A 26,394-nucleotide genomic window follows, 5' to 3' on the forward strand; every position below is an offset into this window, starting at 1 on the left:
GTATTTGGAAAATTTGTATGACTTATTGTGTTGCTCTGCGCCTAAAGGATGGGATGATTTTCGCCAGTGATACCCGCACGAATGCTGGCATGGATAACATTGCCACTTTTCGTAAAATGTATCAATACAGCATCGAAGGCGAGCGTTTTTTGACCTTACAAACGGCGGGGAATCTGGCGACTTCTCAAGCGGTGTTCTCCAAGCTTCAGCAAAATATCAATCTTGGCATCACCCAAAACCTGCACAACGCTGCCACTTTGTTTGATGCAGCGCAGATGGTCGGTGAATGCGTCCGCCAAATCACCACTTATTCACAGACGCTCGCCCAAGATACAGGCGGTTTTACCAGCAGCTTTATTTTGGGCGGTCAAATCAAAGATCAGCCGCCAGAGATTTTTATGATTTATCCTGAGGGCAATTTTATCAAAGCGACGACGGATACGCCGTTTTTTCAGTTAGGCGAAAGCAAATACGGCAAGCCCATTTTGGATCGCTCCATCGATTATCATTCCAGCCTGCAAGATGCGCTGCATGCGATTTTGATTTCTTTTGATTCGACCATGCGCTCAAATTTATCGGTGGGTTTGCCGATTGATTTGGTCGTCTATCATAACGACAGCCTAGCCATACCAGTAGGCAAGCGCATCGATGAAAACGATGCGTATTTTGGCTCACTGCGGGATCATTGGGCAGACGGGCTTAGACACCTCTTATCACAGATGCCGCGCTCACCCGATGACTATTGGCAGTGAGCCTTAAGCCGCCAGTTAGGCGGCTTTTGTTTTGAACCATTTTCCCAAATCGTCCATCAACGCATAAAACACAGGAATCACCACCAAGCTTAATAATGTTGAGGTGATTAAACCACCAATGACCGCTGATGCCATTGGGCGGCTAAATGTTGAATCAACCCCACCCAATCCGATCACCAAAGGCAACATGCCTGCACCCATGGCTATGGTTGTCATGATGATGGGCTGGGCGCGCTTGCGACACGCATCAATGAGCGCATCAAAGCGACTTAAGCCTTGTTCATCTTGAGCAATGATGGCATAATCCACCAATAAAATGGAGTTTTTGGTGGCAATACCCATGAGTAAAATCAGCCCAATCATCGCAGGCATCGACATACTGCTGCCTGTCACGATCAGACCCACAAATGCCCCACCAATGGACAAAGGCAGCGCCATCAAAATGGTCAATGGCTGAAGCACGCGATGAAACAGCAGCATCAGCACCGCAAAAATACAAAACACCCCAACCGCCATCGCAAGCACAAAGCCTGAAAACAGCTCCGCCATGTCTTCTGCTTGCCCTTCATCGATAATACGAACGCCATTAGGCAGGTTCTGCATAATTTGGGTGGATTTGACACTATCAATCAGATCGCCCAAAGAGGCATCTTTGGTAGGCAATACTGTAATTTTTATGGCACGCTCACGGTCTAGACGGCTAATACTTGCCTCACCTGTGGTGAATTTTAAAGATGCGACATCTTTTATCTGAACAGGCACCGCCTTTGAGCTTGGTACATAAAGATTGGATAAAGTAGTTAAACTTTGCTTATCTTCATGGCTTAAGCGAGTCACAATAGGCACTTGGCGAGTATCTAGACTAAGCTTTGGTAAGGCATTATCATAATCACCTTGGGTAGCAACACGCAATGTATTTGCCAAATCTGCTGTTGTGACGCCTTTATCCGCCATGCTCAGCTCATTAGGAATAACTGACAGCTCAGGTCTGGGCAAAGAGCGATTATTGATGACGCTTGCCACTGTCGGCAGCGCACGGATTTGGCTGATGATGGCTTGGGTGGTGGCGTCAAGCTGCGCTTTATCCGCGCCCGTCACCGAAAACACATAACCTGCCTCGCCGCCGCCTGTCGAGATACCAACATTAAAGCGCGCGGACGGCACTGTCAATAATGCTTGATTGATTTGGGATTCGATGTCCACTTTGCTTGCGCGTAAAGTGCGGTCAGAAAGCTTAACATCAAGCTTTGCGGTATTGACCGATCCACTACGCATACTACTTGGGTCGCCCGAGCCGTGTGATGAACCCACTGTTAATAAGACACTTTCAACCCCCTTGACCGCTTTGACTTTATTGACCGCCATTTGGGCGATACGCAGCGTATCATCAAAGGTTGCATCAGGTGTCAGCTCAATGCTAACTTGGGTTTGATTCATCTCATCAGGTGGAATGAACGCCGATGGCAAAAGCCCTGCCAACATGAGCGAACCCACAAAAAACCCCACCGCCATCAGCACCGTCATGGCACGGTGTTTGAGCGTCCATGCCACGACTTTCAGATAATTTTTCATCAATTTACCAGCAGGTTTTTGGGTATGAATGGATGGGCGTAAAATATACGCTGCCATCATCGGTGTCAGCAGGCGAGCAACCAACAGTGAAATAAAAATTGCAATAACCGCCGTCCAACCAAATTGGCTAAAAAACTGCCCCACAACTCCGCTCATAAATGCCGTTGGCAAAAATACCGCAATCAGCGTAAAAGTTGTTGCAACGACCGCAAGCCCAATCTCATCAGCCGCCTCAATGGCAGCTTGCATGGGGGATTTACCCATATTAAGATGGCGAACAATATTTTCAATCTCTACAATCGCATCATCCACCAAAACACCAATCACCAAAGTCAATGCCAGCAGCGAAATCATGTTTAAGCTAAAACCAAACAAATACATGATAAAAAAAGTTGGAATAATAGACAATGGCAATGCCGTGGCTGCCACAAAAGTGGCTCGCCAATCTCTTAAAAAGATAAATACCACAATCACCGCTAAAATACAGCCTTCAATCAACATACGCATTGTTGCTTGATAGCTTTCTTCGATGGGTGCAGCATAATCAACGATTTTTTCGATTTTCAGGTCAGTCATTTGAGCCTGTAAGTCAGCCAAGGCATCATCAACTGCGGTCACCACGGAGGTCTCGCTTGCACCTTTTGAGCGTGTGATACTAAATGCCACCACCTCTTCACCATCAAGCTTTGCTAAAGATGTCATATCAGCATGGGTATCTTCAATAACCACTAAACTACCCAATCGCACCGCTGTTCCTGTTGGTGTGGTGATTTGTAGGTCATTTAATTCCTGAACCCGTTGACCTGAACCTAGTATGCGTATTATCTGAATCTGATTGCCAATCTTTGCTTCACCGCCTGAAGCATCTTGCCATTTGGCATAAATCTGCCGAGCCAGCTGGCTGATGGGCATGGATAAGCTTGTCATCATATCCATCTTAGGCTGTATCAAAATCTGCCGCTCAACGCCACCAATACGGCTGACACTTCCCACCCCAGCGATATTTGATAATTGCTTGGTAATCGTATCGTCGACAAACCATGATAATTTGGTATCGCTCATGCCCTGTACAGCAACCGAATATGTCGCCACAGGAAACCCTGCTGTAGAGACTTTTGAGATGATGGGTGGATTGGCAGCAGCAGGTAATTGCCCTTGAACTTCGCTGACAGCTGAACGCACATCGTCAAGTGCTTCATCATTCGGTTTTTCAAGCTCAAAGACCGTAAAAATGGTTACCGCACCTGTTTGTAGTGTGGTACGAATGCTTTTAACGCCCTCAATATTGGCAAGTTTATTTTCAACTTTTTTGGCAACATCATTTTCAAGCTGGTCAGGCGATGCTCCCGCCAAAGTAATGGTTGTTACCACCCCCGGTAGGTCAATATCAGGAAATTGCTGAATTTTCATTTGTAAAAATCCATAAATTCCCAAAATCATCATCAAGGTAAAAAATAAAATGGCAACCAAAGGATTTTTGATAGAATAAGCCGAAATATTCATGATATCACCTTAGCGTGTGTTGCCATGACTGGGGTTTAAAGCAGGTTTTGGCGCTTTACTGGTTTGATTATGATCCACATCTTGCCCGTTGATGGTTGCGACAATGACCAAATCATCATCATCTAAAAAACTGGCACTGGTTGCAACAATCAAGTCACTTTGCGGTAAATCATCTATTGCAACTTGATTGTCTTGTTGGGTGATGATGGTAATCTGCCGACGCTTGACTTGGTGATATGTCCGACCATCGTCACCGATATTTGGTATTAATTGCCAAACATAATCATAGCCATCTAAACTCATCAACGCACTAAGCGGAATGGCATTATATCTTTGAGCATCAAATAAAAACTCGCCAGATTGATACATGCCAACACTGGCACCGCTGCCTCTTGGCAGACGCACATGGACGGTGATATCTCGGCTATCATTGGTAACAGGACTTAGGCGAGTAACCTCTCCTGTCACCTGCCGACCTGCAATCTCAACAGACGCCGTTTGGCCCACATGGATATTGGTGGCATCGGCAGGTGGCACGGCGGCTTGCCACTCAAGCGTGCCATCTATGATGATGCTAAATAGTGGAGCACCTGATACCACTGCACCAACTTGTGCATTTTTGGCACTGATTATGCCACTAACAGGGGCAGTAATCAGACCTCGCTGCTGATTGGTGCGAGCACTGTCAACATTAGCTTGGGCGGCAGCAACATTCGCCTCAGCTTGTCGAAGCGCAGTACGATAAGCATCGACCTCTTGGCGGCTCACCGCATCAATGGCTAACAATGGCTCAGTGCGCGCCAAATCGGCAGCCGCTTTTTCTTGTGCAGCGACCGCTGTGGCAAGCTCAGCTTCAGCAGAAGATAGCTGCTGCTCAAAGGTTCGTGTATCAAGTGTTGCAAGCACTTGCCCTGCTTTGACAAATTCACCAACTTCAACAAGCACCCGCTCGATGGCGACACCGCTGATCTGACTACCAACCTCCGCCGTCTCAACCGCAGCCACGACGCCATTAGCTGGCAGGTGATTTTTGATTGTGATCGGTGTGGGATGTACCGCTTCCACCGCCATCACTGCTGCGTTTTGGTTTTGGGCAGCTTGCTTGGACGGCGTCTCTTGGTTTGGTGATAACATAAATCGCCCAATGAGTACGCCAATAATCATACTCACCCCAAAAAATACAATCCATTGCCAAAGGGGTCGAGCAGGTGGTGACTTGTAATTTTGATTAGCAGTCATAAAAATACCATTTTCATCCATTTAGTTAATGCTTATTTGTTCAGCATCAAAACGACCAAGCTTTAGTCATGCGCGCCGATGACCCAGTTTTTTGCGGATACGGGTGAGCATTTGGCGCGACATCCCCAAATAAGAGCTCAAATCAGAAACCGAAAGCCTGGCTGCCAATTTGGGATTTGTTTCAATAAATTTAACATAACGAGCCTGCCCATCGGTGATAAGCAGGCTGTCGATACGAGCGATGTTTTGTGCCAAGACTTGGGTCAGATTTTGGCTAATATAACGATAAAAAATCGGATAACGCTGACAGCAGTATTCATAATGTGCCAAATTAATGGCGATGATAATAGTCGGCTCAATGGTCTGCAGGCTATATCGGCAAGCCTCATCACCAAGAAACGCTTGATATTCACCAATACCATCACCTTCTTGCATAAAATGCACATTGACCACACTGCCTTGGTCGGACTGATATTCAAGCTTACACAATCCTGCCAAGATAACGCCAATATGATCTTGTACCTGCCCTGCCACTTGCCAATAGCTTCTTGCAGGCAGCCGCTGTATCTGAAATCCTCTCACCACATCTTTGACTTGCTCTTCGCTCAGCTCAGGCATGGTATATGCCCAATGCTGTATCCATTTGTGGATGATTTGGCTGTCAGTCAAGCGTGTACAATCAGCAAATAATGCCAAGCTATAGTCATCAAACATTGACATAATCTTTAGATTCCGGTAGCCAAGTATTCATAATTGCCAATGCTGTTGGCAGTTTATCAGAAGTTTTGATTAATTGGCGTGCAATGTCACCTGCTGCCTCAAGCAGTGCCTCATCACGCACAATATCCGCCAAATAATAGCCCATATCTCCAGTTTGGCGTTTACCCAAAAGCTCGCCTGCACCTCTTAGTTCTAGATCCTTTTGGGCAATGACAAAGCCATCGGTGCTGTCTTTGAGTACATTGAGTCGCTCAATGCCTGTTGGTGATAATGGCAGCTGATATAGCAGCACACAAAAGCTTTTGGCAGATCCACGCCCAACACGCCCTCTTAGCTGATGCAACTGAGACAATCCTAAGCGTTCAGCATTTTCGATCACCATCAATGACGCATTGGGTACATCCACACCCACCTCGATCACGGTTGTGGCGATGAGTAAATCTATATCGCCTGCCTTAAACGCTTGCATCACCGCCTGTTTGTCGACAGCTTTCATCTTGCCATGCACAAGCCCTGTCCGAATATCAAGCCGATCGCTTAAATCCTCATAAGTCAGCTGAGCTGACTGCACATCCAAAGCCGACGACTCCTCAACCAGTGGACACACCCAATACGCTTGCTTACCAGCCTGACAGTTGTCTTGTATACGCTCAATCACCTCATCTCGGCGATCTCGGTTAATCGTCACTGTGGTGATCGGCGTGCGGTTGGGTGGCAGCTCATCAATGATACTAACATCCATATCACCGTACATACTCATTGCAAGCGTCCTTGGAATGGGTGTGGCGGTCATCGTCAGCTGATGCGGTACTCCACCTGACACACCTTTATTGGTTAAGCGCAGACGCTGCTCTACCCCAAATCGGTGCTGCTCATCGATGATGACAAGACCCAATTTGGCAAAAACAACCGTATCTGAAAACAGTGCATGAGTACCAACCACAATTTGCACCTGATTTTTTCTGATGGCATCTAGTGCTGCTGTACGCTCTTTGGCGGTTTGCTTACCTGCCAGCCACCCAACTCCAATCCCCAAAGGCTCAAACCACTTTTGAAAATTTATTAAATGCTGCTCTGCTAAGATTTCCGTTGGTGCCATGACCGCCACCTGCCAACCACTATCTAGTGCATAGCATGCTGTCATCGCAGCCACCAGTGTCTTACCAGCACCAACATCGCCTTGGATGAGCCTGAGCATGGGGCGTGATGTTGCCATATCAGACACTGCCTCATCAATGACTCGCTTTTGGGCAGCGGTCAGCTCAAAGGGTAGGCTTGCCGCCAATTGCTTGGCAAGCGGGCTGATTGGGTCGCATTTGGGTGCTTTGTGCTGATAGACATTATTGCGCCGAAATAAAAAACTGACCTGATGTGCCACCAGCTCTTCGATGATAATACGGCGACAGGCGGGGTGAGTACGATCTTTAAGTCCTGCCAACAAAGCAGTTTGGCTAAAAATATCCGCATGCATCTCTGGCAGATGGATCGCCTCTAGCGCCGGCAGCAGATCGCCTGTCAACCCGACGCCCGCCGCCTTCAGCTCCGCGTCCGATAGGCAGTGGATGCCATCTTGCTGCACCGCTGTCAGTGCCAGACGCACCAGCTGCCTAAGTTTATTTTGATTGATGCCTTTGATGGTAGGGTAAATGGGCAACAGCCCAGACTCAAGCTTTTTTGTGCCTGTCAGATGATAGTCAGGATGAGACATCTGTGTGCCGTAGCGACTGACCTTGATCTCACCAAATACGGTGATTTTTGCCCCCACCGTCATTGTGGTTAATAAACTTGGATAAGTATGAAAAAACCGAAGTGTAATCTCCCCTGTGGCATCCTCTAAGGTCACCGATAATCCTGTACGACTCTTTTCAACCCAAGTTACAACACCCGCCACCAACGCACTCATACCATGACTAACATCCTTGATAGCAATGACACGACTACGGTCTTCATAATCTCGTGGCAGGTGCAAAAGCATATCAAAAATACGATGAATGCCAAGCTCGACCAATCGCCCAGCCAGTGCCTGACCCACACCAGACAGTGCAGTCACAGGCAAATGAATGGTCATGACGGGCTTGGTCATAAATTTATCCACAAATGATGAAATGCAATCATGATTGTAAAATAATTCCGTTAAAAAAGCAAAAATCCGACCATTTTAGTCAGATTTTTTCTTTTTATCCCAAATCTACTTAAAAATCTTGGGTCTCTTCTGCCAAAATCATCCCACCTGCCACGGTATGATAAGTCGCCTCATCAATCAAAATAAATGAGCCTGTGGCGGTATTTTGGGCGTAAGGGGTTGCCAAAATTGGCTTTTGTAAATGCATACTCACCTCACCAATGTCATTGATATTCAGCGTTGATTGATCAGCAAAATTTGACAAAGTATGCACATCCCACACATGATGAATCTCATCAACCTTGGCAAAAACGGTTTGGGTGGTGTGTTTTAATAAATATTTACGGGCAGGATTTAAGGCACGCTCATCAAACCAACACAATGTGGCACGCAGACGCTTGGTCGGCAGGGTCTGAGATGCCACCGAGACGATGCTGTCACCACGAGAGATGTCGATGTCATCGGTGAGTGTGATGGTGATTTGTTCACCCACAGATGCTTGGCTGACGACACCATTGGGGCTGATAATCTCTTGGATATGGCTGATGCGACCCGATGGCTCAACACGCACTTTATCACCGACTAAAACGCTGCCTGATTCGATACGCCCTTGATAGCCACGAAAATCATCTTTTTTGTCGCCATCAGCACGCAACACATACTGCACTGGCAAGTGAAACGCTGCCGTATCCGTCAAAACCGCTTCACCCACAGGCAAACTCTCCAATATCTCAAGTAACGCACCACCTTGATACCATGGTGTATTTTGGCTCTTATGGACGATATTATCACCATTTAGGGCAGAAACAGGCACAAATTTGACATCTTGTAAATCCAGCTGTGCCGCCAATTTTTTATACGCACACACAACGGTGCTAAATTTATTTTCATCAAAATTCAATAAATCCATCTTATTAATTGCCACGATAATATGAGGGCAGCGTAAATGCTTTAAGATGGCTGAATGCCGCTTAGTTTGTGGTAAAAGCTGAACTTCAGCTTGCCCAAAATCAATCTGTGATGCATCAATGAGTACCACCGCTGCATGAGCGGTCGAAGCACCAGTAACCATATTGCGTGTGTACTGCTCATGCCCTGGTGTGTCGGCAATGATGAATTTACGCTTGGCTGTCGAAAAGTAGCGATACGCCACATCGATGGTAATGCCTTGCTCACGCTCTGCCAAAAGCCCATCGGTCAGTGCCGAAAAATCAATGGCATCACCTGCGGTTTTGGTGTTATTTAGATTGTAAAGTTGATCGGTCAGTAGTGCCTTACTGTCATAAAGCAGACGACCGATCAGGGTACTTTTGCCGTCATCAACGCTGCCTGCGGTGATAAATCTTAGCGGTGCATGGGTATTTAGATGACTCATCTGGCTGTCCTTTTGGCTGATAATCTGTTTGTGAATTTGCTTGTTTTAATACATTGATTGGCGATCAGCTTGTGGGGACGATGGCTCAATCAAGATTATTCAATTAAGATGATAAATTGTCTTACTATGTATTTGGTGTATTAAAAATAGCCTTGTTTTTTGCGTACTTCCATCGCCGCTTCACTGACTTGATCATCAAGGCGAGTGGCACTGCGTTCTGAAATCTCAACCACAGCAGTCTCTTGGATAATCTCTTTGGGCGTGACAGCAAGGCTTGCCACAGGGCAGGTGCATGAGATATCGCCCACAGTACGAAAACGCACTGAGCGGATTTCACTGACATCGCCATCGGCTTTTGGCGTCAATGGCGTAACAGGTACCAAAAGCCCGCCTTTTTCGACCACTTCTCGCTCATGAGCATAATAAATCGAAGGCAGATCAAGGTTTTCGCGCGCGATATACTGCCAAATGTCAAGTTCCGTCCAGTTTGAAATCGGAAATACACGCATATTCTCGCCTTGATGGTGCTTGGCGTTATACAAAGACCATAGCTCAGGACGCTGAGCTTTGGGGTCCCATTGACCAAACTCATCACGAAATGAAAAAATCCGCTCTTTGGCACGCGCCTTTTCTTCGTCTCGGCGTGCACCGCCCATCAGGGCATCAAATTGGTGCGCCTCGATGGTTTCAAGCAAAGTTACCGCTTGAGCGCCGTTTCTTGAGTCGGTTTCTTTGCGCAGTACGACTGTGCCTTTGGCGATCGAGTCTTCGACATGACCGACCACCAAGCGGGCATTGAGCTTTTTGACCTGCTCATCACGAAACTCAATCACCTCAGGATAATTATGCCCTGTATCAATATGCACCAAAGGAAATGGCAGTGCCACATCACGACCTTCGATGGCAAATGCCTTGCGCGCCAGTGCAAGCAGCACTACAGAGTCTTTGCCGCCTGAAAACAGCAAAGCAGGGTTACGGCACTCAGCGATCACTTCGCGGATGATGTAGATGGATTCTGCTTCAAGCCAATCCAAATGCTCATTTTGTAGGGTAGTTTTTGTCATGATAATTACCTGTCAATCTCAATAAAATTTGTCTAAATCCTAGGCTTGTCTTTATAAAACGCTTAAAACCAAACACACTCGCCCAAAGTCATTTGTGCAGACCACACTCTTTGCTGTCTTTATGCTCCCACCACCAGCGTCCTGCACGAATGTCCTCGCCTTGTTTGACGGGCATGGTGCAAGGCTCACAGCCAATGGAAGGATAGCCTTGGTGATACAGCTCATTAAAAGGTATATTTTTGGTCAAAATATATGCCCACACATCCGCCGCCTGCCAATCAAAAATCGGATTGTATTTGGCGATACCGCGTTCTAGATCCGCTTCTGCCAAATTCAGCTCAGTGCGAGTGACCGACTGCTCGCGGCGCTGCCCTGTCAGCCAAGCATCAGCATCGACCAAAGCACGATTTAAAGGCTCAACTTTACGAATAAAGCAGCACGATTTGCGCAGATCGACACTCTCATAAAAAGCGTTTAAGCCATGATTTGCCACATAGTCCGCCACCGCTTGTGGATCTGGTTCATAAGTTTTGAAATTCAGTGCAGGATAGCGCGCCTTGACGGTGTCAATGAGGCTGAGCGTTTCGGCATTGAGTCTGCCCGTCTGCAAAGTAAATACTTCAGTGCTGGGATGGTGATTAGCCAATGCATCGGTGATGACCATATCTTCTACCTGCAAGCTGCTGGCAAACTTGACGGCATGATGCTTGGCGTGGATGTCTGCTAAGCGCGCGTGCAGGGTGTTGATTTTGTCATCAAGACCTTGAATGGTCTCATCACTTGGCGCTGGGATCTGCCAAAGTACAGGTTTGATCATCATGATTTTGGCTCTCAAATTGGCTAAATAGACGGCTAGATGATTTGATCTGCGGATCGGTTCATTTGGATACTGCACAAAGTACCACCACCACCAAAAAATCGAAAATAACTTTTTGTACAAAGTAAATCACTTTTTGGCATTAGTAATCCCATTTGAGCCAATCTTAACCTATCAGCGCCCAAAATAAGGCATGCCAACCCCTTTAACTTCGGTCATAACCACCGAATGTCTGTACAATTTCTACATAATCCTTACATAAAATAGCACTTGCCAAATACCCTTGCACCAAAGATATGATATAGTTCACAGTTATTTTTTGTGAGTTTTAGGAGTTGTCATGAGATTGGCTGTCGCAGCTGTACCTGTCTTTGCACTGATACTGACGGCTTGTGGTAGCACCACGCCGCCATCCACCGCCCAAGTGTCAGCCACGCCAAAAGCCGATGAGGCGCGCCCTGTCGTGGCTTTGGTGCTTGGTGGGGGTGGCACGCGTGGCTTTGCGCATATTGGGGCGATCGAGTCGCTTGAGGCGCATGGCATCCGCCCTGATATGGTGGTCGGCACCAGCGCTGGGGCTTTGGTGGGCGCGGTTTATGCCAGTGGTAAGACGCCATCTGAGATGATCGCTCTTGCCGATACTGTCAAAGAAACGGATTTGATTGAAATTACGCCCTCACAGCAGGGCTTGATTGACGGAACACGCCTGCGTCGCTATGTCAATGAACAAGTCAACCATCGCCCCATCGAAGCTTTTCCCATACGCTATGCGGCGGTAGCAACACAGATGCACACCAATACGGCAGTAACTTTTAGAACTGGCGAAGCAGGACTGGCTGTCCAAGCCTCATCTAGCGTCCCAAAATTATTCATCCCACCACGCATTCCCAAAACAGGTGGCAAAAAATATGTAGATGGCTCACAAGTGGCGTTATTACCCACACGCATCGCCAAAAGTCTGGGCGCTGATGTCATCATCGCTGTCGATGTCATGGGCGAAAGACAAGCACCTGATTCAAACACTCCGCACACGCAAGGCAGTAGTATCAATATCCAACGAAATGAGACGGGCATCAGCGCCAAATGGGGCGATAAGACCATGACTGTGCCAATCGATATCGATAAGCTCAATGACGCTGCCAAAGGCTTGCCTGTCGATATGCCACTGGGCGATCTGCTTGGCGCGGTCATGCAGTCTATTCCTACTAACACCAATATTTCTCTACCAAAACAGCTACCTACCAAGACCTCCGAGTTTTCTCGATGGTTTGGTAATTTGGGTGCTAATATGACCGCCGAGCCTGAAGATATCCATGCTGCCGATGTCCTAATCCGTCCCAAGATGACAGGTGCTGCTGTCTTTGACAGCACCGACCGAACGCGGCTTATCAATGAAGGCAGGCTTGCTACAGACGCGCAAATCACCGCCATCAAAAAAGCCATCGAAGATGCTCGTGCGCTTAAACACGCCCAAATACAAACAATTCAATAAAAAATACCGCCAAGCATAAGCATCTTGACGGTATTTTTATTAGAATTGGCAAGATGGTGAGGCGGTCGGGGTATGAGCGTAATTAAACAGCATACCATGAGGAAAAGCGACAGACAAAATCTCATCATCAAAACTTTGTCTTAAAGTCAGACTTTGCTTAGGTATAAGACTCACAACTTGCAGATAAGAAAATTTTTCTTTGGTTTTAAGGTCTGTCATTGCCATCTTATCGCCTTCGGGCATCAAAGTGTTGATGCTTGAGTCGAGCTGCTGATATCTGCCATGTGGCAAGCAGCGAAAATCAACTTTTTGGGTGATGATCATGCCGTTATCAGACTGGCGAAAGCTCACTATCGATACCATAGGCTGATCTTTGGGCGGCGTCATCAGCCAATAGCCATCATAAATTTCATTAGGCAGCTGATAAGGTTTGGACTCTAAAGCAAAACTGCTTTGGATACCGATTACAGTCAAGATGACAGCAAAATAAAAAGGCGTTTTCATCGTCCTATCCTAATATATTTAAAAAACCCCAAGCACAAAGTCATGCTTGGGTTTTTGTTGTGGCTGTGTGTTAATTCACACACATCGTCATCTTAAATACGTTTTAGACACGCTCAATGATGGTTGAGATGCCCTGACCCAAGCCAATACACATGGTGGCAAGCCCAAGCTGCGTATCTTGCTGTTCCATAACATTCAAAAGCGTGGTCGTGATACGCGCGCCTGAGCAGCCAAGTGGATGACCCAGTGCGATCGCGCCGCCATTATGATTGACGATGTCTTGCTTGTCAAGTAAATCCAAGCCTTTGAGTACCGATAGACCTTGCGCCGCAAATGCTTCGTTAAGCTCAATGGTTTGGATGTCAGATAAGTTTAGACCTGCGCGCTTAAGTGCTTTTTGGGTAGCAGGCACAGGACCGTAACCCATGATTGCAGCATCACATCCTGCCACCGCCATGCCACGGATGCGTGCACGAGGTTTTAGACCCAAGTCTTTGGCTTTTTGGGCTGACATCACAAGCATTGCAGACGCGCCATCTGACAGCGCTGATGATGTGCCTGCTGTCACCGAACCGCTCTTAGGATCGAACACAGGTCGTAGCGCTTGGAATGCTTCTAAATTGGCATCAGGGCGAATCACTTCATCGACAGTGCATAGCTGCAGATTGCCTTCAGCGTCATGACCTTCGACGCCAACAATTTCATTGTCAAAACGACCTGCTTGGGTAGCTGCCCATGCTTTTTTGTGAGAATTTACCCCAAAGACATCTTGCTCTTCGCGAGTAATGCCATTTAGGCGACCTAGCATTTCAGCAGTCAAGCCCATCATATTAGAGGCTTTGGCGTAGTGCTTAGAGGCTTTTGGGTTTGGATCAACGCCATGCATCATCGAGACGTGACCCATATGCTCAACACCACCGATGATGAACATATCGCCTTGATTGGTCATGATTTGAGCAGCAGCGGTGTGCAAAGCTTGCATGGATGAACCACACAGACGGTTCACGGTTTGAGCTGCCACAGTTTTTGGCACGCCTGCCAACAAGGCAGCGTAGCGACCAATGTTCCAGCCTTGCTCAAGCGTTTGGTTCACACAGCCCCAAATCACATCTTCAAGCTCGCTTGGGTCAATGTCATTACGCGCAATCAACGCCTTGATCAGTTCTGCCGACAAATCATCAGCGCGCACATTGCGAAACATACCATTTTTGGTTTTACCCATCGCCGTGCGCACGCCATCGACGATCACCACATCTTTTGGACTTAGAATTGTCATTGTTTTTCCTTTGATAATTTGAGCAATAATTAGTAGAAAGTCTCGCCATTTGCAGCCATGTCACGCAGTTTAGCGGGCGCTTCGTATGCCTTGCCTAGGTGCGCGTACTTGTCGCATAATGCCACATAGTTTTTCACGCCGACTTGGTCGATATATCGGCATGGACCGCCACGGAATGGTGGGAAGCCTACGCCCATGATCATCGCCATGTCAGCTTCTGCAGGGCTTGCTACGATATTATCTTCTAGGCAGCGCACCGTTTCATTACAGAACGCGATCATCATGCGGTCGATGATCTCTTGCTCATCAAAAGTCTGATCGCCAGTTTGAACTGAGTTTAGCAGCTCATAAGTGGTGGTATCGGCGGTTTTCTTAGGCTTGCCGCGCTTATCGGTTTCATATTGATAAAAACCTACGCCATTTTTTTGACCCAAACGGTTGTTTTCAAACATCAGCTGTGTTGCGCCTTTATAATCTGGCTTCATGCGGTCAGGGAAGCCTTCTGCCATCACTTTGGCAGCATGCACGCCTGTATCCATACCCACGACGTCCAGCAAATACGCAGGACCCATCGGCCAGCCAAATTTTTCCATGGTCTTATCAACGGTCACAAAGTCCGCGCCATCTTTGACCAACAAATCAAATGCACCAAAATAAGGGAACAACACACGGTTCACCAAAAAGCCTGGGCAGTCATTGACGACGATAGGGGTTTTGCCCATTTTTTGTGCCAACGCAACTGTCGTTGCGATCGCGGCATCACTGGTTTTTTCGCCGCGGATCACCTCAACGAGAGGCATACGATGCACTGGGTTAAAAAAGTGCATGCCCACAAAGTTTTCAGGACGTTTTAGGGCTTTGGCTAAGCGAGTAATAGAAATGGTTGAAGTATTAGAAGCCAAGATGGCATCTTCTTTTACCAAACCTTCAACTTCAGATAAGACCGCTTCTTTGACTGCAGGGTTTTCAACCACCGCTTCGATGACGATGTCAGTTTCACCAAAGTCGCCATAGTTCAAGGTTGGGCGAATGCGGCCAAGTGTCTGACCCATCTTAGCTGGCGTTGATTTACCGCGCTCAACTTCTTTAGACAACAGCTTGCTGGCTTCATTCATACCCAAATCTAGCTGCTCGGTCTTGATGTCTTTCATGATGATTGGCAAGCCCTTGCTGGCAGCTTGATAAGCGATACCACCGCCCATGATGCCCGCACCAAGCACAGCAGCTTGTTCGATGTTTTGTGCATTTTTACTGTGCTGTTTGGCAAGTTTTTTGACTGCTTGATCATTTAAGAATAAGCCCACCAAAGCAGCTGCCTGCGGAGTTACCGCAGCTTTTGCAAAGCCTTTGGCTTCAAGCGCGATTGCTTGGTCACGGTTTAGATTGACATGCTTTTCGATGGTCTCAACAGCGATTGCCACCGCAGGATATTGCTTTGGATTGGCTTTGGCAAAAATCACGCCTTTGGCTGAATTAAACGCCATCGCCTGCTCAAGCTGATTGAGCTTAACTGGTACTTGCTTTTCTTGGCGTTTGGCTTGCCAATCAAAGTCGCCTGCCAAGCATTTTTTGACCAAATCAACCGCCGACGCTTCCAAAGACTCATCAGCGACCACCGCATCAACCAAGCCAAGCTTCAGTGCTTCAGCAGGTCGATAAGCCTTACCTGTCGCGATGGCTTCTAGCGCATTGTCAATACCGATCAGGCGCGGCGTACGAACCGAACCACCAAAGCCTGGGAAAATGCCAAGCTTAGTTTCAGGCAAGCCGATTTGGGCAGATGTGCCTGCCACGCGGTATTCACACACCAAAGTCATCTCACAGCCGCCACCGAGTGCCGCACCATTGATGGCTGCCACCTTTGGGAAAGGCAAATCTTCAAAACGGTTAAAGATGCGATTAATATCAAGCAGCCAAGTCTCAAGCTCGCTTTCAGAACGTTTGAAGTATTGAACAAATTCGGTAATGTCCGCCCCAGCAATAAACACAGATTTGCCTGAAGTGACGACCAAACCTTTGACATCATCGCGACCTTCAAGTGCCGCCACCGCTTCGTCAAATTCTCGGGTGGTCTTTTTGTCAAACTTATTTACGCTTTCCTCTGCGGCATCAAAATGAAATTTGACAATACCTGCTGCTTGGTCGAGAAACTCAACCTGAATGTTTTTTCCTTGATAAATCATGAATACCCCTTATGGTGTTAGTCAATCGCGCTGCCTTGCTTTTGGCAACCGTGCACCTAATATAGCACACCGATCATGCTATTTCATCTGTCATTTGACTGATCAAATATGACCGATGGGTCACCAATTTTTGGGTGATACGCCTTGCAGCGTCAAGCGGTCTTGGCTCTCTAAGTTGGCTCAAATTTAGCGACTGGATAATAATTATTTACAAAAATTCGCTATTTTAATAAGATATGCGTAATAATCCACTTCTTTAATTGATTAAGCATTCTTATGGCACAGCAAACTTATTATGATATTTTGGGCATCTCCCAAAATGCAGGCATCGAAATCATTCATGCCGCTTATCAAGCACTCAATCAAAAATACCAAACCGCGCCCAATGCCACTGAGCAGCTGATACAGATTCGCCAAGCTTATGCGGTGCTGTCTGATCCGATCAAGCGTGCAGAGTATGACTCATGGCTGCGGATGAGTAGCCAATTTGGGCAGAGCGCACCGCCGCCTTTTGGCACGCACCCTGCCACTACGCCGCCCATCGGCACTGCTGGCTATCGCACACAGTCGCCCAAAGCCAAAGGCTCATCAGCTGCTGCATGGGTGATCGGGATACTGGCGGCGCTGATTGCGGTGGCGGTTTTGGCGTATGTTTTGGTGTCGTCGTCTGGGTTTTTTGGGGATCAAGATGAGCCAGTGACGCCCCTTGAGCAGGCGCCCTCTCAGGCGACCCAAGCACCTGAGCTACACCCCATCGAACCGATCGCCCCGCCGACACCTACTGCCACGCCACAGCAGCAAGCCGCGCGCGATCAAGCGCACGCTGCGTATCTGGCGGCAGTCGGTCGCATCAATGCCGTCTGGAACAGCCTGCCCAAGACCACCCAAGACTCGCTGCGTGACGAGCAGCGCAGCATCAATAACGCACGCGAACAAACCTGTAAAGCACAAGCCGCAAGCCAATACAGCCATCCGCTAGATATCGAAGCGGCGCGCTATCACTGCGAAGTGCCCATGCTTGATGAGCGCACCCAAACCCTACGCGTCTATGCTGCCAGCATCTCCAGTCAGCCGACCATCGTCCGCGAGCCGATCTATGTCCCAACGCCTGTCTATGTCGATAGCGATGATCCTGTCAGCCACACCACACCAAGTGAAGCGCGCGCCTTATATGATGACGCCGTGGCGAATATCAACGCCGTCTGGAATAGCCTGCCTGACGAGATGCGCCAAATACTGCGCGATGAGCAGCGCGCGGTGAATGCCGATCGCGAACGCCGCTGCAAGACTTACGCCCAAAGCGTCTATCAAAGCCGTAGCGACCAGACTGTCGCGCGCTATCTGTGCGAAGTGCCTGAGCTTGACGAGCGCGCTGCTGAGCTTAGCCAGTATTATTGATTTTCAACCATTAAAAGGAGTTATTATGACCCGTCTCTATCCCATCGCCCTGATGCTGATGACAGCACTCACCGTCCTGCCTGCTCAAGCAGCCGACTGGCGCTTTATTCCTTCAACTTCATCTAACAACGAGACCCACTATGTCGATTATGACAGTCTAAAGCGGCACAGCTTTAAAGGGGGTGGGCGGTACTACACCGCTTGGACAAAGACTACTTATCCAAGCGCCCAAAAATCACCTAATGGCAATCTGTATCAAGAACTGACAGCCTTTCAATACTTTGACTGCTCAAACCAAAAGTCGAATGGTGATGCCGTACACTTCTACACCAGCACAGGGCAGCTAGTGGATAGTGGGACTTGGACAATTTCAACCACTTCATCAGCCACTTGGGATCGTGCAATACCTGATAGCATAGGTGCGGCCACGCTTGATAGCGTCTGTAGTCTGGCAAGACAGAAGTTTGGCAGTATCTAGCATCTAGCATCATCTATCCGCCCAAGGCAGGGCGGGGAGATGAGCGATCTTATTAAGGATTAATTATGTACCCTTTTATCCGTTTGGGCGTATCCATCACCAAAAGCGCGCTCAGCGCGCTGCGCGGCGAGCACCTGCCCATCACAGGGACGAGCGTCATCCACTATACGTGTAATATCAATGATATTGATAATTTTCTTGAATTAAATAATGGTCGCGTGCTGACCTTATTTGACTTGGGTCGTACGGATTTTGCGATCCGCACAGGGCTTGGCAAAGAGCTACTTCGCCAAAAATGGGGCTTAGTCGTGGCGGGCAGCAGCGTGCAGTACCGTAAGCGTGTGCGCCTGTTTCAAAAACTGAGCATCCAAACCCACTTGATCGGTGTCGATGAGCGCTGGTTTTATATTGAGCAAGTCATGACAGTCAATGGTCAAGCCACCTCCCAAGCCCTGCTACGTACTGGCGTCACCAACATCAAAACTGGCAAGACCATCCCCACCGAGCAGGTGCTGGCTGCGGTAGGTTATGCCGATTTTCAGCTGCCGCCGCCTGAGTGGGTGCAAGCGTGGATCGATGCCGACAAAATACGTCAATTCTCCCAAAAACAATCCGCTGAGTGATATCAGCGGATTGGTTGGGTTTTAGGGTTTGGTGATCGGTGCTTCGCCACCTTCGATGACGCCTTTGGTGACGATGACTTCTTTGACATCTGTCATGCTAGGCAGCTCATACATGGTATCCATCAGCACATTTTCGATGATGGAGCGCAGACCACGCGCGCCTGTCTTACGCTCTTGGGCGCGCTTGGCGATGGCGGTGAGTGCTTCAGGCTCAAAAGTCAGCTGAACGCCTTCCATCTCAAATAAATACTGATACTGCTTAACCAGCGCATTTTTAGGTTCGGTGAGAATTTGCACCAGCGCCGCTTCATCCAGCTCTTCTAGACTTGCAATCACTGGCAGACGACCGATCAGCTCAGGAATCAGACCAAACTTAATCAAATCTTCGGCTTCAACTTCACGAAACAGCTCGGTGATGCTCGATTCATCTTGGGCTTTGACATCAGCATTAAAGCCGATGCCTGTCTTTTCGGTGCGCTGACGGATTACTTTATCTAGCCCAGCGAATGCACCGCCCACGATCATTAGGATATTACTGGTATCCACCTGAATCATCTCTTGGCGTGGATGCTTGCGACCGCCTTGAGGTGGAATATTTGCCACAGTGCCTTCGATGAGCTTGAGCAGGGCTTGCTGTACGCCTTCGCCCGAGACATCGCGCGTGATTGATGGGTTTTCGCTTTTGCGAGAAATTTTATCAATCTCATCAATATAAATGATGCCTTTTTCGGCTTTTTGGACATCATAATCCGAGGCTTGTAATAGCTTTTGTACGATATTTTCAACATCTTCGCCCACATAGCCTGCTTCGGTCAGCGTGGTGGCATCCGCCATCGCAAATGGCACATCCAGCATCTTGGCAAGTGTCTGTGCCAGTAGCGTCTTACCTGAGCCTGTCGGTCCGATGAGCAGGATATTTGACTTAGACAGCTCAACGCCATCAGCATCAGGCTTATCTGCCGCAACTTTTAGGCGCTTATAGTGGTTATAAACTGCCACAGACAGCGCCTTTTTGGCGGCATCTTGACCGATCACATAGTCATCTAAGTGAGCGCGCAGCTCTTTTGGCTTGGGCAGCGCTTTGTTTTGCCACTCGTCTGCTTGATCATCGCTCATGCTTGGCTGAGCACTTTCGGCGGTTTTGTCGGTAGTGACAGTCGTGGCTCTGCGTGATTTGGGTTTTTGGGTCAAATCACCCAACAAATCACCGCACACCTCGATGCATTCATTGCAAATATTGGCGTCATTGCCAGCGATGAGTTTTTGGACTTCGGTTTTTTTCTTACCACAAAATGAGCAGCTTGGTATCTCTTTGGTTGTCATAACAGCCCCTTATAGAGTTTTTGGACGCTTATCAAGCACCACATCCACCAAGCCGTATTCGCGCGCTTGTTCGGCGCTCATGAAATTATCACGATCGGTATCACGCTCAAGTTTTTCGATCGGCTGACCGGTGTGTTCTGCCAGCAGGCGGTTTAGTTTGGCTTTTAGCTCAATGATTTCGCGAGCGTGGATCTCGATATCAGACGCCTGACCACGGAACCCACCCAAAGGCTGGTGGATCATCACGCGCGAGTTTGCCAGCGCATAGCGTTTGCCTTTTTCGCCCGCTGATAATAAAAATGAGCCCATCGATGCCGCCTGACCCATGCAGATTGTGGAGACATCAGGTTTAATAAAGTTCATCGTATCATAGATCGCCATGCCCGCCGTCACGACGCCGCCTGGTGAGTTGATGTACAGATGAATGTCTTTTTCAGGGTTATCCGCCTCCAAAAACAACAGCTGAGCGACAATCAAATTCGCCATATTGTCTTCGACTTGTCCTGTCAAGAAAATCACGCGCTCACGCAAAAGACGAGAGAAAATATCAAACGAGCGCTCACCGCGACCCGACTGCTCAATCACCATCGGCACTAGTGCATTTTGCGGCGCATAAAAAGTATCAGCAAGCTGATCGTAATAAGGATTTTGTTTCATGTTCATCATAATTCCAAGGTTTATTTTTAGAACAAAAACCCCACGCATAAGCCTGGGGCATTTGTAAAATCATCAATCAATCCAACTGGCAAGATTAGATGGCTTGCTGCTGGGCTGCTGCTAATAGCTCTTGATATTTGACTTCTTTGTCGCTTACCTTAGCTTGGCTTAGCAGATAATCAACCACTTGATCTTCTAACACCACAGATTCCACTTGGGCACGCTGTGCTTGATCGTTGGTGTAGTATTCGATCACTTCTGCTGGATCTTCATAGTTTTCGGCAGCTTCTGCGATAAAGGCGGTCACACGCTCTTGATCGACTTCAAGTTTTTGGGCATCGATGATTTGGCTTACCAAAACGCCCAAACGCACCGCGCGCAATGCTTGGTCTTCAAACAGCTCATTTGGCAGCATATTTGAATCAAAAGTCGCAGGATTTGCGCCGAATTGTTGGGCAAAGCGATTGAGCATCAGCTGACGCTGACGGTCAATTTCTTGATCCAGCATGGCTTTTGGCACATCAAATTCATTTTTTTCAAGCAGTGCATCAAACGCAGCTTGCTTGACTTGATTTCGACCAGCGTGCTTGACTTCACGCTCCATATTTTTGCGAACATCGGCTTTTAACTTATCTAGACCGCCTTCGGTCACACCAAATAGCTCAAAAAATTCTTCATTCAATTCAGGCAAGGTCGCTGCTTTGACTTCTTTGACAGTGATCACAAACTGCGCTTCTTTACCCGCCAAATGCTCTGCTTGATAATCTTCTGGGAAAGTGACGGTGATGGTTTTTTCTTCGCCAGCTTTCATGCCTTTCATGCCATCTTCAAAGCCTGGGATCATGCGACCTGAACCGATCACCAAAGTGTGGTTTTCGGCACTGCCGCCTTCGAATTTTTCACCATCAATCGAACCTTCAAAATCAAAAGTCGCTTGATCGCCTTCTTCTAGCTCGCCTTCTTTGGTTTCAAAAGTTTGGCGCTGCTTTTGTAGATTTTCAATCATGGTATCAACATCTTCGTCAGAGACGCTGGCAACTTGACGCTCAACTTCAATATCGCCCAAGCCTTGAACTTCTACTTCTGGGAAAGTCTCAACAGTGGCTTGATACACCAAAAAATCATCTTCAAGCTTCACATCGTCAATGTTTGGCACGCCAACGACGCGGATTTTTTCGTTGCCAATGGCTTCAAAGACAGTATCACGAATGACATCGTTAATCACTTCTTGCTGAATACCAGCACCATACTGTGAGCGGATGTGTGATACTGGCACTTTACCTTTACGGAAACCATCAATTTTAGCTGTCTTAGCCACGCTGCGGATGCGGCTTTCAACTTTACTTTGAATGTTGCCCACTGGTACTTTGACAGTCAGCTGCGTTTCTTTATCAGAAACCACATTCACAGATACTTGTAAATCACTCATAACTCACCTTAATTCGTTTAAAAATAAAAACAGTCGGTCAAAAGACCAAAATCTAGTTGTGAAAATATACTAATATTCCAATTAAAGAATATTTAACTATAACCACATAAATATATTAAAAGCAATACAGTATAGCCAATCATTGTGAAAAATACAACTATTAGCCTTAGTAAAGCCCCAAAATCAAGCCAGCTATTCTGCTCTTAGCTGAGTCAACAAATCTTTGAGAGCCTGCGCTCGGTGACTGATGGCATTTTTTTCGGCTTTTTGAAGCTCGGCAGATGATTTTTGAAGATTAGGAATATAAAACAAAGGATCATAGCCAAAACCATGCTCGCCCACAGGTTCATTAAGTATCTCGCCATGCCATTTGCCAATCGCAATGAGTGGCATCGGATCATCGCCATGTCGCACATATGCAAGCACGCACACAAAAAACGCTTGGATTGGCGCATCACCGCGATGCGGCTTTAGGGCTTCAAGCAGCTTAGCGTTATTGGCGGCATCATCGCCATGTCGCCCAGCGTAGCGTGCCGAGAGAATTCCAGGGTCATTACCAAGCACAGGTACACAAAGCCCCGAATCATCCGCCACAGCTGGCAGCCCACTGGCTTTGGCGGCATGGCGTGCTTTGATAATGGCATTTTCAATAAAACTCTTCCCATCTTCGCTGACATCGCCAATCCCCAAGCTGCCTTGGGTGATGATCTCAACGCCCAAGTTAGCGTCATCAAATAACGCCTGAAATTCTGCCAACTTACCCTGATTATTACTGGCTAATACCCACTGTTTCATCTGATATTCCTAGATTAAGTGATTAAGATGTCATCCAAACTTATGATTCATTGCTCAATGAGACCACAGCACTGATCGGCAAATGGTCGGATAAATTTGACCAAGGCACGCCGCCATGCACCATCGCATTATGCACCTTAAGCCCACGCACATAAATGCGATCTAGACTCAGCACAGGCATTTTGGCAGGAAAAGTAGCAGGATACTCTCCATGCGACTGCAAAAACACCTCGCTCAGCCCCAGTGATGATAACGCTTGGCAAGATTTTTTTGACCAGTCATTAAAATCCCCTGCCAAAATCAGCGGCACTTGATCAGCCAAGGTGGTAATATAGTCACGAATGGCTTGATATTGCTTTAGGCGATCTCGGTGCAACAGATTCAGATGGCAGCACAGCACCACCAAAGGACGTTCCCACCCTTCAGGATGCACCTCACAATGTAGCACGCCACGCTTTTCTAGGCGATTGACGGTGATATTCAAATTATGCTTAGGATCAAGCGGATGGCGCGACAAAACCGCATTGCCATGATGTCCATGCTCGTATTCGGCATTTTTGCCATAGCTTGCCGATACGCCCAAAAACTCGCCAAACCACTCGTGCTGACCGCCATCAGGAAATTCAGCAAAATTAAGCGCGCGTTTGAGATTTTGCCCTTGGACTTCTTGTAGGCATAAGATGTCAGGATCGATTTTTGATAAGGCATCTTTCATGCCCAACAATCGCACCAAGCGGTTGGTCGGCGACATACCTTTATGAATGTTATAACTGGTGATGGTGATGGTTTTCATGCAATTTCATTGACTGACTTTGAGCGATATTGTAGCACGATCACGGCTCATTGGTGAGGATTGATTGATGAAATACGCTTGCAAAACCCAAAACCATACACATTTATATCTTATATTTTTATCAATAAATTCACACTTTAAGGGAAACTATCATGCCAACCGATCTTCTTTTACGCAACACTGTGCTTGATCCGCGCCTGCATTTGGTGGATTTTGATCAAGCCACGCCTGATAAGCTTGAGCAGCTGACCGAGCAAGCTTTGGAGGCTGCCACCAAGCGCCTTGATGAGATTGAGGCGATGCAGGCGGTGAGCGATGCGACCAAGGCATTTGACATTATCCAAGAATTTCATGACTCAGGCGAACAAGTTGAACGGTATTTTGGCGTATTATCACATCTAAACAGCGTGGCAAGCAGTGATGAGATCCGTCAAGCGCATCATCACGTTTTGCCAAAGCTGTCTGCTTTTGGGACGCGCCTTGGGCAATCGGTTCAGTTATTTTCACTGTATCAGCTCGTTGAGCAGAATTTTGATCAGCTGCCCAAAGCGTATCAAAGCACCGCCCAAAAGCGCGCCATCGAAAAAGCCTTACGCAGTTTTCGTCTGTCAGGCGTGGCACTAGAGGCGGACAAAAAAGCCGAGTTTGCCGATATCCAAAGTAATCTGTCTTTGGCTTCGGCAAAGTTTGCTGACAATATCATGGATGCGACGCGTCATTTTGTCAGACCGCTACGCGCAGATGAGCTGTCAGGCATCAGCGACAATGGCTTGGCGCTACTAAAATCGGCAGCGCAGACTTACCGCGCCGCCCATCCAGATGCTAAGCTTGAGACGGACTATGTGGCGACACTAGACATTCCGATGTATCTGGCGGTGATGCAGTTTGCTGATGACCGCGCGCTGCGTGAGGCGCTGTATCATGCTTATAATACGCGCGCCTCCGACCAAAGCCCAGATACCACCGAATTTGACAACGCACAAATCATGGTGGATATCATCAATCTGCGCACCCAAAAAGCCAAGCTGCTTAGCATGCAAGATTATAGCGAGCTGTCACTTGCTACCAAGATGGCTCATGATAGCGATGAGGTTGAGCAGTTTTTGTTGGCATTAAGCCAAGCTGCCAAGCCGCAAGCTCATGCCGAGTACCAAGAGCTCAAAGAATACGCCCAAAGCTTGGGTCTAGATGAGCTTAAGCCTTGGGATGTGGCTTATGTCAGCGAAAAAATCCGTCAAGCCAAATTCAGCCTGACCACCGATGAGCTTCGCCCTTATTTTCCGCTGCCGATTGTGCTAGAAGGCTTGTTTGAGATTTGCCACAGATTATTTGGCATCAACCTATCAATCGCCGAGCCAAGCAGCTATTCAGCTTGGCATCCAGATGTGCTGTTTTGTCTGATCCACGATGTAGACAGCGGTGAGCTGCTGGGCGGTCTGTATCTTGATTTGTTTGCCAGAGCTGGCAAGCAAGGCGGTGCTTGGCTGGACGATTTTCAAAAGCGCCAAGTCAAAGGCGATGAGGTGCGCCTGCCTGTTGGATTTATTGTGGGCAATTTTGCGCCGCCGATGAATGATAAACCAAGCCTGTTATCTTTTGATGAAGCCAATACTTTATTTCATGAGTTTGGTCATGCCCTGCATCACCTGCTGACGACGGTGGATGTCGCCGATGTTGCTGGCATCAGCGGTGTGGAGTGGGACGCGGTGGAGCTGCCCAGTCAGTTTATGGAAAACTTTGCCATCACCGATGAAGGTCTGCGCTTAATCAGCCGTCATGTGGATACGGGCGAGCCCTTGCCAAGCGATAAAAAAGAAGCACTCATCGCCGCCAAAAATTTTCAAACAGGTCTGCAAACGCTGCGCCAAATGGAGTTTGGTCTATTTGATCTTAGACTACACACCGCTAAGATGTTAAATTTTGGGCAAGTGACTTATCCTGACATCTTATCGGTAGCAGACACAGTGCGTGATGAGGTCGCGTTAGTCATACCGCCTAAATATCAGCGCTTTGCCAATAGCTTTAGCCATATCTTTGCTGGGGGTTATGCGTCGGGGTATTATTCTTATATTTGGGCGGAAGTGCTCTCGGCAGATGCTTTTGGCAAATTTGAAGAAGACGGGGTGTTTAATCCCACCACAGGTCGGGCGTTTCGCGATGAGATTTTGGCACGAGGCAGCGCTCGCGACGCTCAAGATAATTATGTGGCATTCCGCGGGCGTAAGGCTACTCAAGATGCGCTGCTGCGCCATCGCGGTCTGATAAGCCAAGGAAGCTGA

At 47.8% G+C, this 26,394-nt stretch carries 21 protein-coding genes; 6 read left to right on the forward strand and 15 right to left on the reverse strand.

What is annotated here, in order from left to right; translation table 11 throughout:
• The first annotated feature begins 17 nt into the window (after nt 1-17).
• Nucleotides 18-752, forward strand: a complete 735-nt coding sequence (locus AO382_RS03310; protein WP_064618174.1) for a peptidase — start codon at nt 18-20, stop codon at nt 750-752.
• 15 nt (nt 753-767) lie between these two features.
• Here AO382_RS03310 and AO382_RS03315 read toward each other — a convergent pair whose 3' ends face one another.
• The 7 genes from AO382_RS03315 to AO382_RS03345 form a co-directional block, all read right to left on the reverse strand.
• On the reverse strand, nt 768-3,827 hold the full coding sequence (locus tag AO382_RS03315) for an efflux RND transporter permease subunit (RefSeq protein ID WP_064618176.1): 3,060 nt from the start codon (nt 3,825-3,827) through the stop codon (nt 768-770).
• A gap of 9 nt (nt 3,828-3,836) precedes the next feature.
• Nucleotides 3,837-5,066 (reverse strand): efflux RND transporter periplasmic adaptor subunit, encoded by a 1,230-nt coding sequence (locus tag AO382_RS10410; protein WP_227513618.1) that lies wholly within the window; start codon nt 5,064-5,066, stop codon nt 3,837-3,839.
• Between the two features lie 66 nt (nt 5,067-5,132).
• On the reverse strand, nt 5,133-5,780 hold the full coding sequence (locus tag AO382_RS03325) for a Crp/Fnr family transcriptional regulator (RefSeq protein WP_064618178.1): 648 nt from the start codon (nt 5,778-5,780) through the stop codon (nt 5,133-5,135).
• Nucleotides 5,773-7,869: an ATP-dependent DNA helicase RecG gene (gene recG, locus AO382_RS03330; RefSeq protein ID WP_064618181.1), complete on the reverse strand. Its 2,097-nt coding sequence runs from the start codon at nt 7,867-7,869 to the stop codon at nt 5,773-5,775. The genes AO382_RS03325 and recG overlap by 8 nt, the downstream gene beginning before the upstream one ends.
• Before the next feature lie 109 nt (nt 7,870-7,978).
• Nucleotides 7,979-9,283 (reverse strand): sulfate adenylyltransferase subunit 1, encoded by a 1,305-nt coding sequence (locus tag AO382_RS03335; RefSeq protein ID WP_064618183.1) that lies wholly within the window; start codon nt 9,281-9,283, stop codon nt 7,979-7,981.
• A gap of 140 nt (nt 9,284-9,423) precedes the next feature.
• On the reverse strand, nt 9,424-10,347 hold the full coding sequence (cysD, locus tag AO382_RS03340) for a sulfate adenylyltransferase subunit CysD (RefSeq protein ID WP_115346486.1): 924 nt from the start codon (nt 10,345-10,347) through the stop codon (nt 9,424-9,426).
• 88 nt (nt 10,348-10,435) lie between these two features.
• Nucleotides 10,436-11,167: a phosphoadenylyl-sulfate reductase gene (locus AO382_RS03345; RefSeq protein ID WP_064618313.1), complete on the reverse strand. Its 732-nt coding sequence runs from the start codon at nt 11,165-11,167 to the stop codon at nt 10,436-10,438.
• A 337-nt stretch (nt 11,168-11,504) separates the two neighbouring features.
• Between AO382_RS03345 and AO382_RS03350 the strand changes: the two genes are divergently transcribed.
• Nucleotides 11,505-12,656, forward strand: a complete 1,152-nt coding sequence (locus AO382_RS03350) for a patatin-like phospholipase family protein (RefSeq protein ID WP_064618187.1) — start codon at nt 11,505-11,507, stop codon at nt 12,654-12,656.
• A 39-nt stretch (nt 12,657-12,695) separates the two neighbouring features.
• Here the strand turns inward: AO382_RS03350 and AO382_RS03355 are convergent, their stop codons facing one another.
• The 3 genes from AO382_RS03355 to fadB all read right to left on the reverse strand — a co-directional run bounded on the left by AO382_RS03355 (nt 12,696) and on the right by fadB (nt 16,619).
• The gene (locus AO382_RS03355; RefSeq protein WP_064618189.1) at nt 12,696-13,160 is read right to left on the reverse strand and encodes a hypothetical protein; all 465 of its coding nucleotides are present in this window, start codon (nt 13,158-13,160) and stop codon (nt 12,696-12,698) included.
• 103 nt (nt 13,161-13,263) lie between these two features.
• The gene (gene fadA, locus AO382_RS03360) at nt 13,264-14,436 is read right to left on the reverse strand and encodes an acetyl-CoA C-acyltransferase FadA (protein ID WP_064618191.1); all 1,173 of its coding nucleotides are present in this window, start codon (nt 14,434-14,436) and stop codon (nt 13,264-13,266) included.
• Between the two features lie 29 nt (nt 14,437-14,465).
• Nucleotides 14,466-16,619 carry a fatty acid oxidation complex subunit alpha FadB gene (gene fadB, locus AO382_RS03365; protein ID WP_064618193.1) on the reverse strand — a complete coding sequence of 718 codons (2,154 nt, stop codon included), beginning with the start codon at nt 16,617-16,619 and terminating at the stop codon, nt 14,466-14,468.
• Nucleotides 16,620-16,895: 276 nt separating this feature from the next.
• On the opposite strand from fadB, the gene AO382_RS03370 reads away from it, so the two are divergent.
• From AO382_RS03370 to AO382_RS03380, 3 genes are all read left to right on the forward strand, one after another.
• A complete protein-coding gene (locus AO382_RS03370; protein WP_064618195.1) occupies nt 16,896-18,017 on the forward strand; it encodes a DnaJ domain-containing protein in 1,122 nt (373 codons plus the stop codon).
• Nucleotides 18,018-18,042: 25 nt separating this feature from the next.
• Entirely contained in the window at nt 18,043-18,495 is a 453-nt protein-coding gene (locus tag AO382_RS03375; protein WP_064618197.1) for a surface-adhesin E family protein, read from the forward strand.
• Nucleotides 18,496-18,560: 65 nt separating this feature from the next.
• Nucleotides 18,561-19,118, forward strand: a complete 558-nt coding sequence (locus tag AO382_RS03380; RefSeq protein WP_064618199.1) for a thioesterase family protein — start codon at nt 18,561-18,563, stop codon at nt 19,116-19,118.
• A gap of 21 nt (nt 19,119-19,139) precedes the next feature.
• Here AO382_RS03380 and clpX read toward each other — a convergent pair whose 3' ends face one another.
• The 5 genes from clpX to AO382_RS03405 all read right to left on the reverse strand — a co-directional run bounded on the left by clpX (nt 19,140) and on the right by AO382_RS03405 (nt 24,115).
• On the reverse strand, nt 19,140-20,441 hold the full coding sequence (clpX, locus tag AO382_RS03385) for an ATP-dependent protease ATP-binding subunit ClpX (RefSeq protein ID WP_064610850.1): 1,302 nt from the start codon (nt 20,439-20,441) through the stop codon (nt 19,140-19,142).
• Between the two features lie 9 nt (nt 20,442-20,450).
• Nucleotides 20,451-21,104, reverse strand: a complete 654-nt coding sequence (clpP, locus tag AO382_RS03390) for an ATP-dependent Clp endopeptidase proteolytic subunit ClpP (RefSeq protein ID WP_064610851.1) — start codon at nt 21,102-21,104, stop codon at nt 20,451-20,453.
• A gap of 88 nt (nt 21,105-21,192) precedes the next feature.
• The gene (gene tig, locus AO382_RS03395) at nt 21,193-22,527 is read right to left on the reverse strand and encodes a trigger factor (RefSeq protein ID WP_064618201.1); all 1,335 of its coding nucleotides are present in this window, start codon (nt 22,525-22,527) and stop codon (nt 21,193-21,195) included.
• Between the two features lie 192 nt (nt 22,528-22,719).
• A complete protein-coding gene (rdgB, locus tag AO382_RS03400; protein WP_064618203.1) occupies nt 22,720-23,322 on the reverse strand; it encodes an RdgB/HAM1 family non-canonical purine NTP pyrophosphatase in 603 nt (200 codons plus the stop codon).
• A 40-nt stretch (nt 23,323-23,362) separates the two neighbouring features.
• Nucleotides 23,363-24,115, reverse strand: coding sequence for an endonuclease/exonuclease/phosphatase family protein (locus AO382_RS03405; protein ID WP_064618205.1), 753 nt, complete (start codon nt 24,113-24,115; stop codon nt 23,363-23,365).
• Nucleotides 24,116-24,267: 152 nt separating this feature from the next.
• On the opposite strand from AO382_RS03405, the gene AO382_RS03410 reads away from it, so the two are divergent.
• On the forward strand, nt 24,268-26,394 hold the full coding sequence (locus AO382_RS03410; RefSeq protein WP_064618207.1) for a M3 family metallopeptidase: 2,127 nt from the start codon (nt 24,268-24,270) through the stop codon (nt 26,392-26,394).

This window comes from Moraxella catarrhalis (assembly GCF_001656295.1).
GTDB classification, from domain to species: domain Bacteria; phylum Pseudomonadota; class Gammaproteobacteria; order Pseudomonadales; family Moraxellaceae; genus Moraxella; species Moraxella veridica.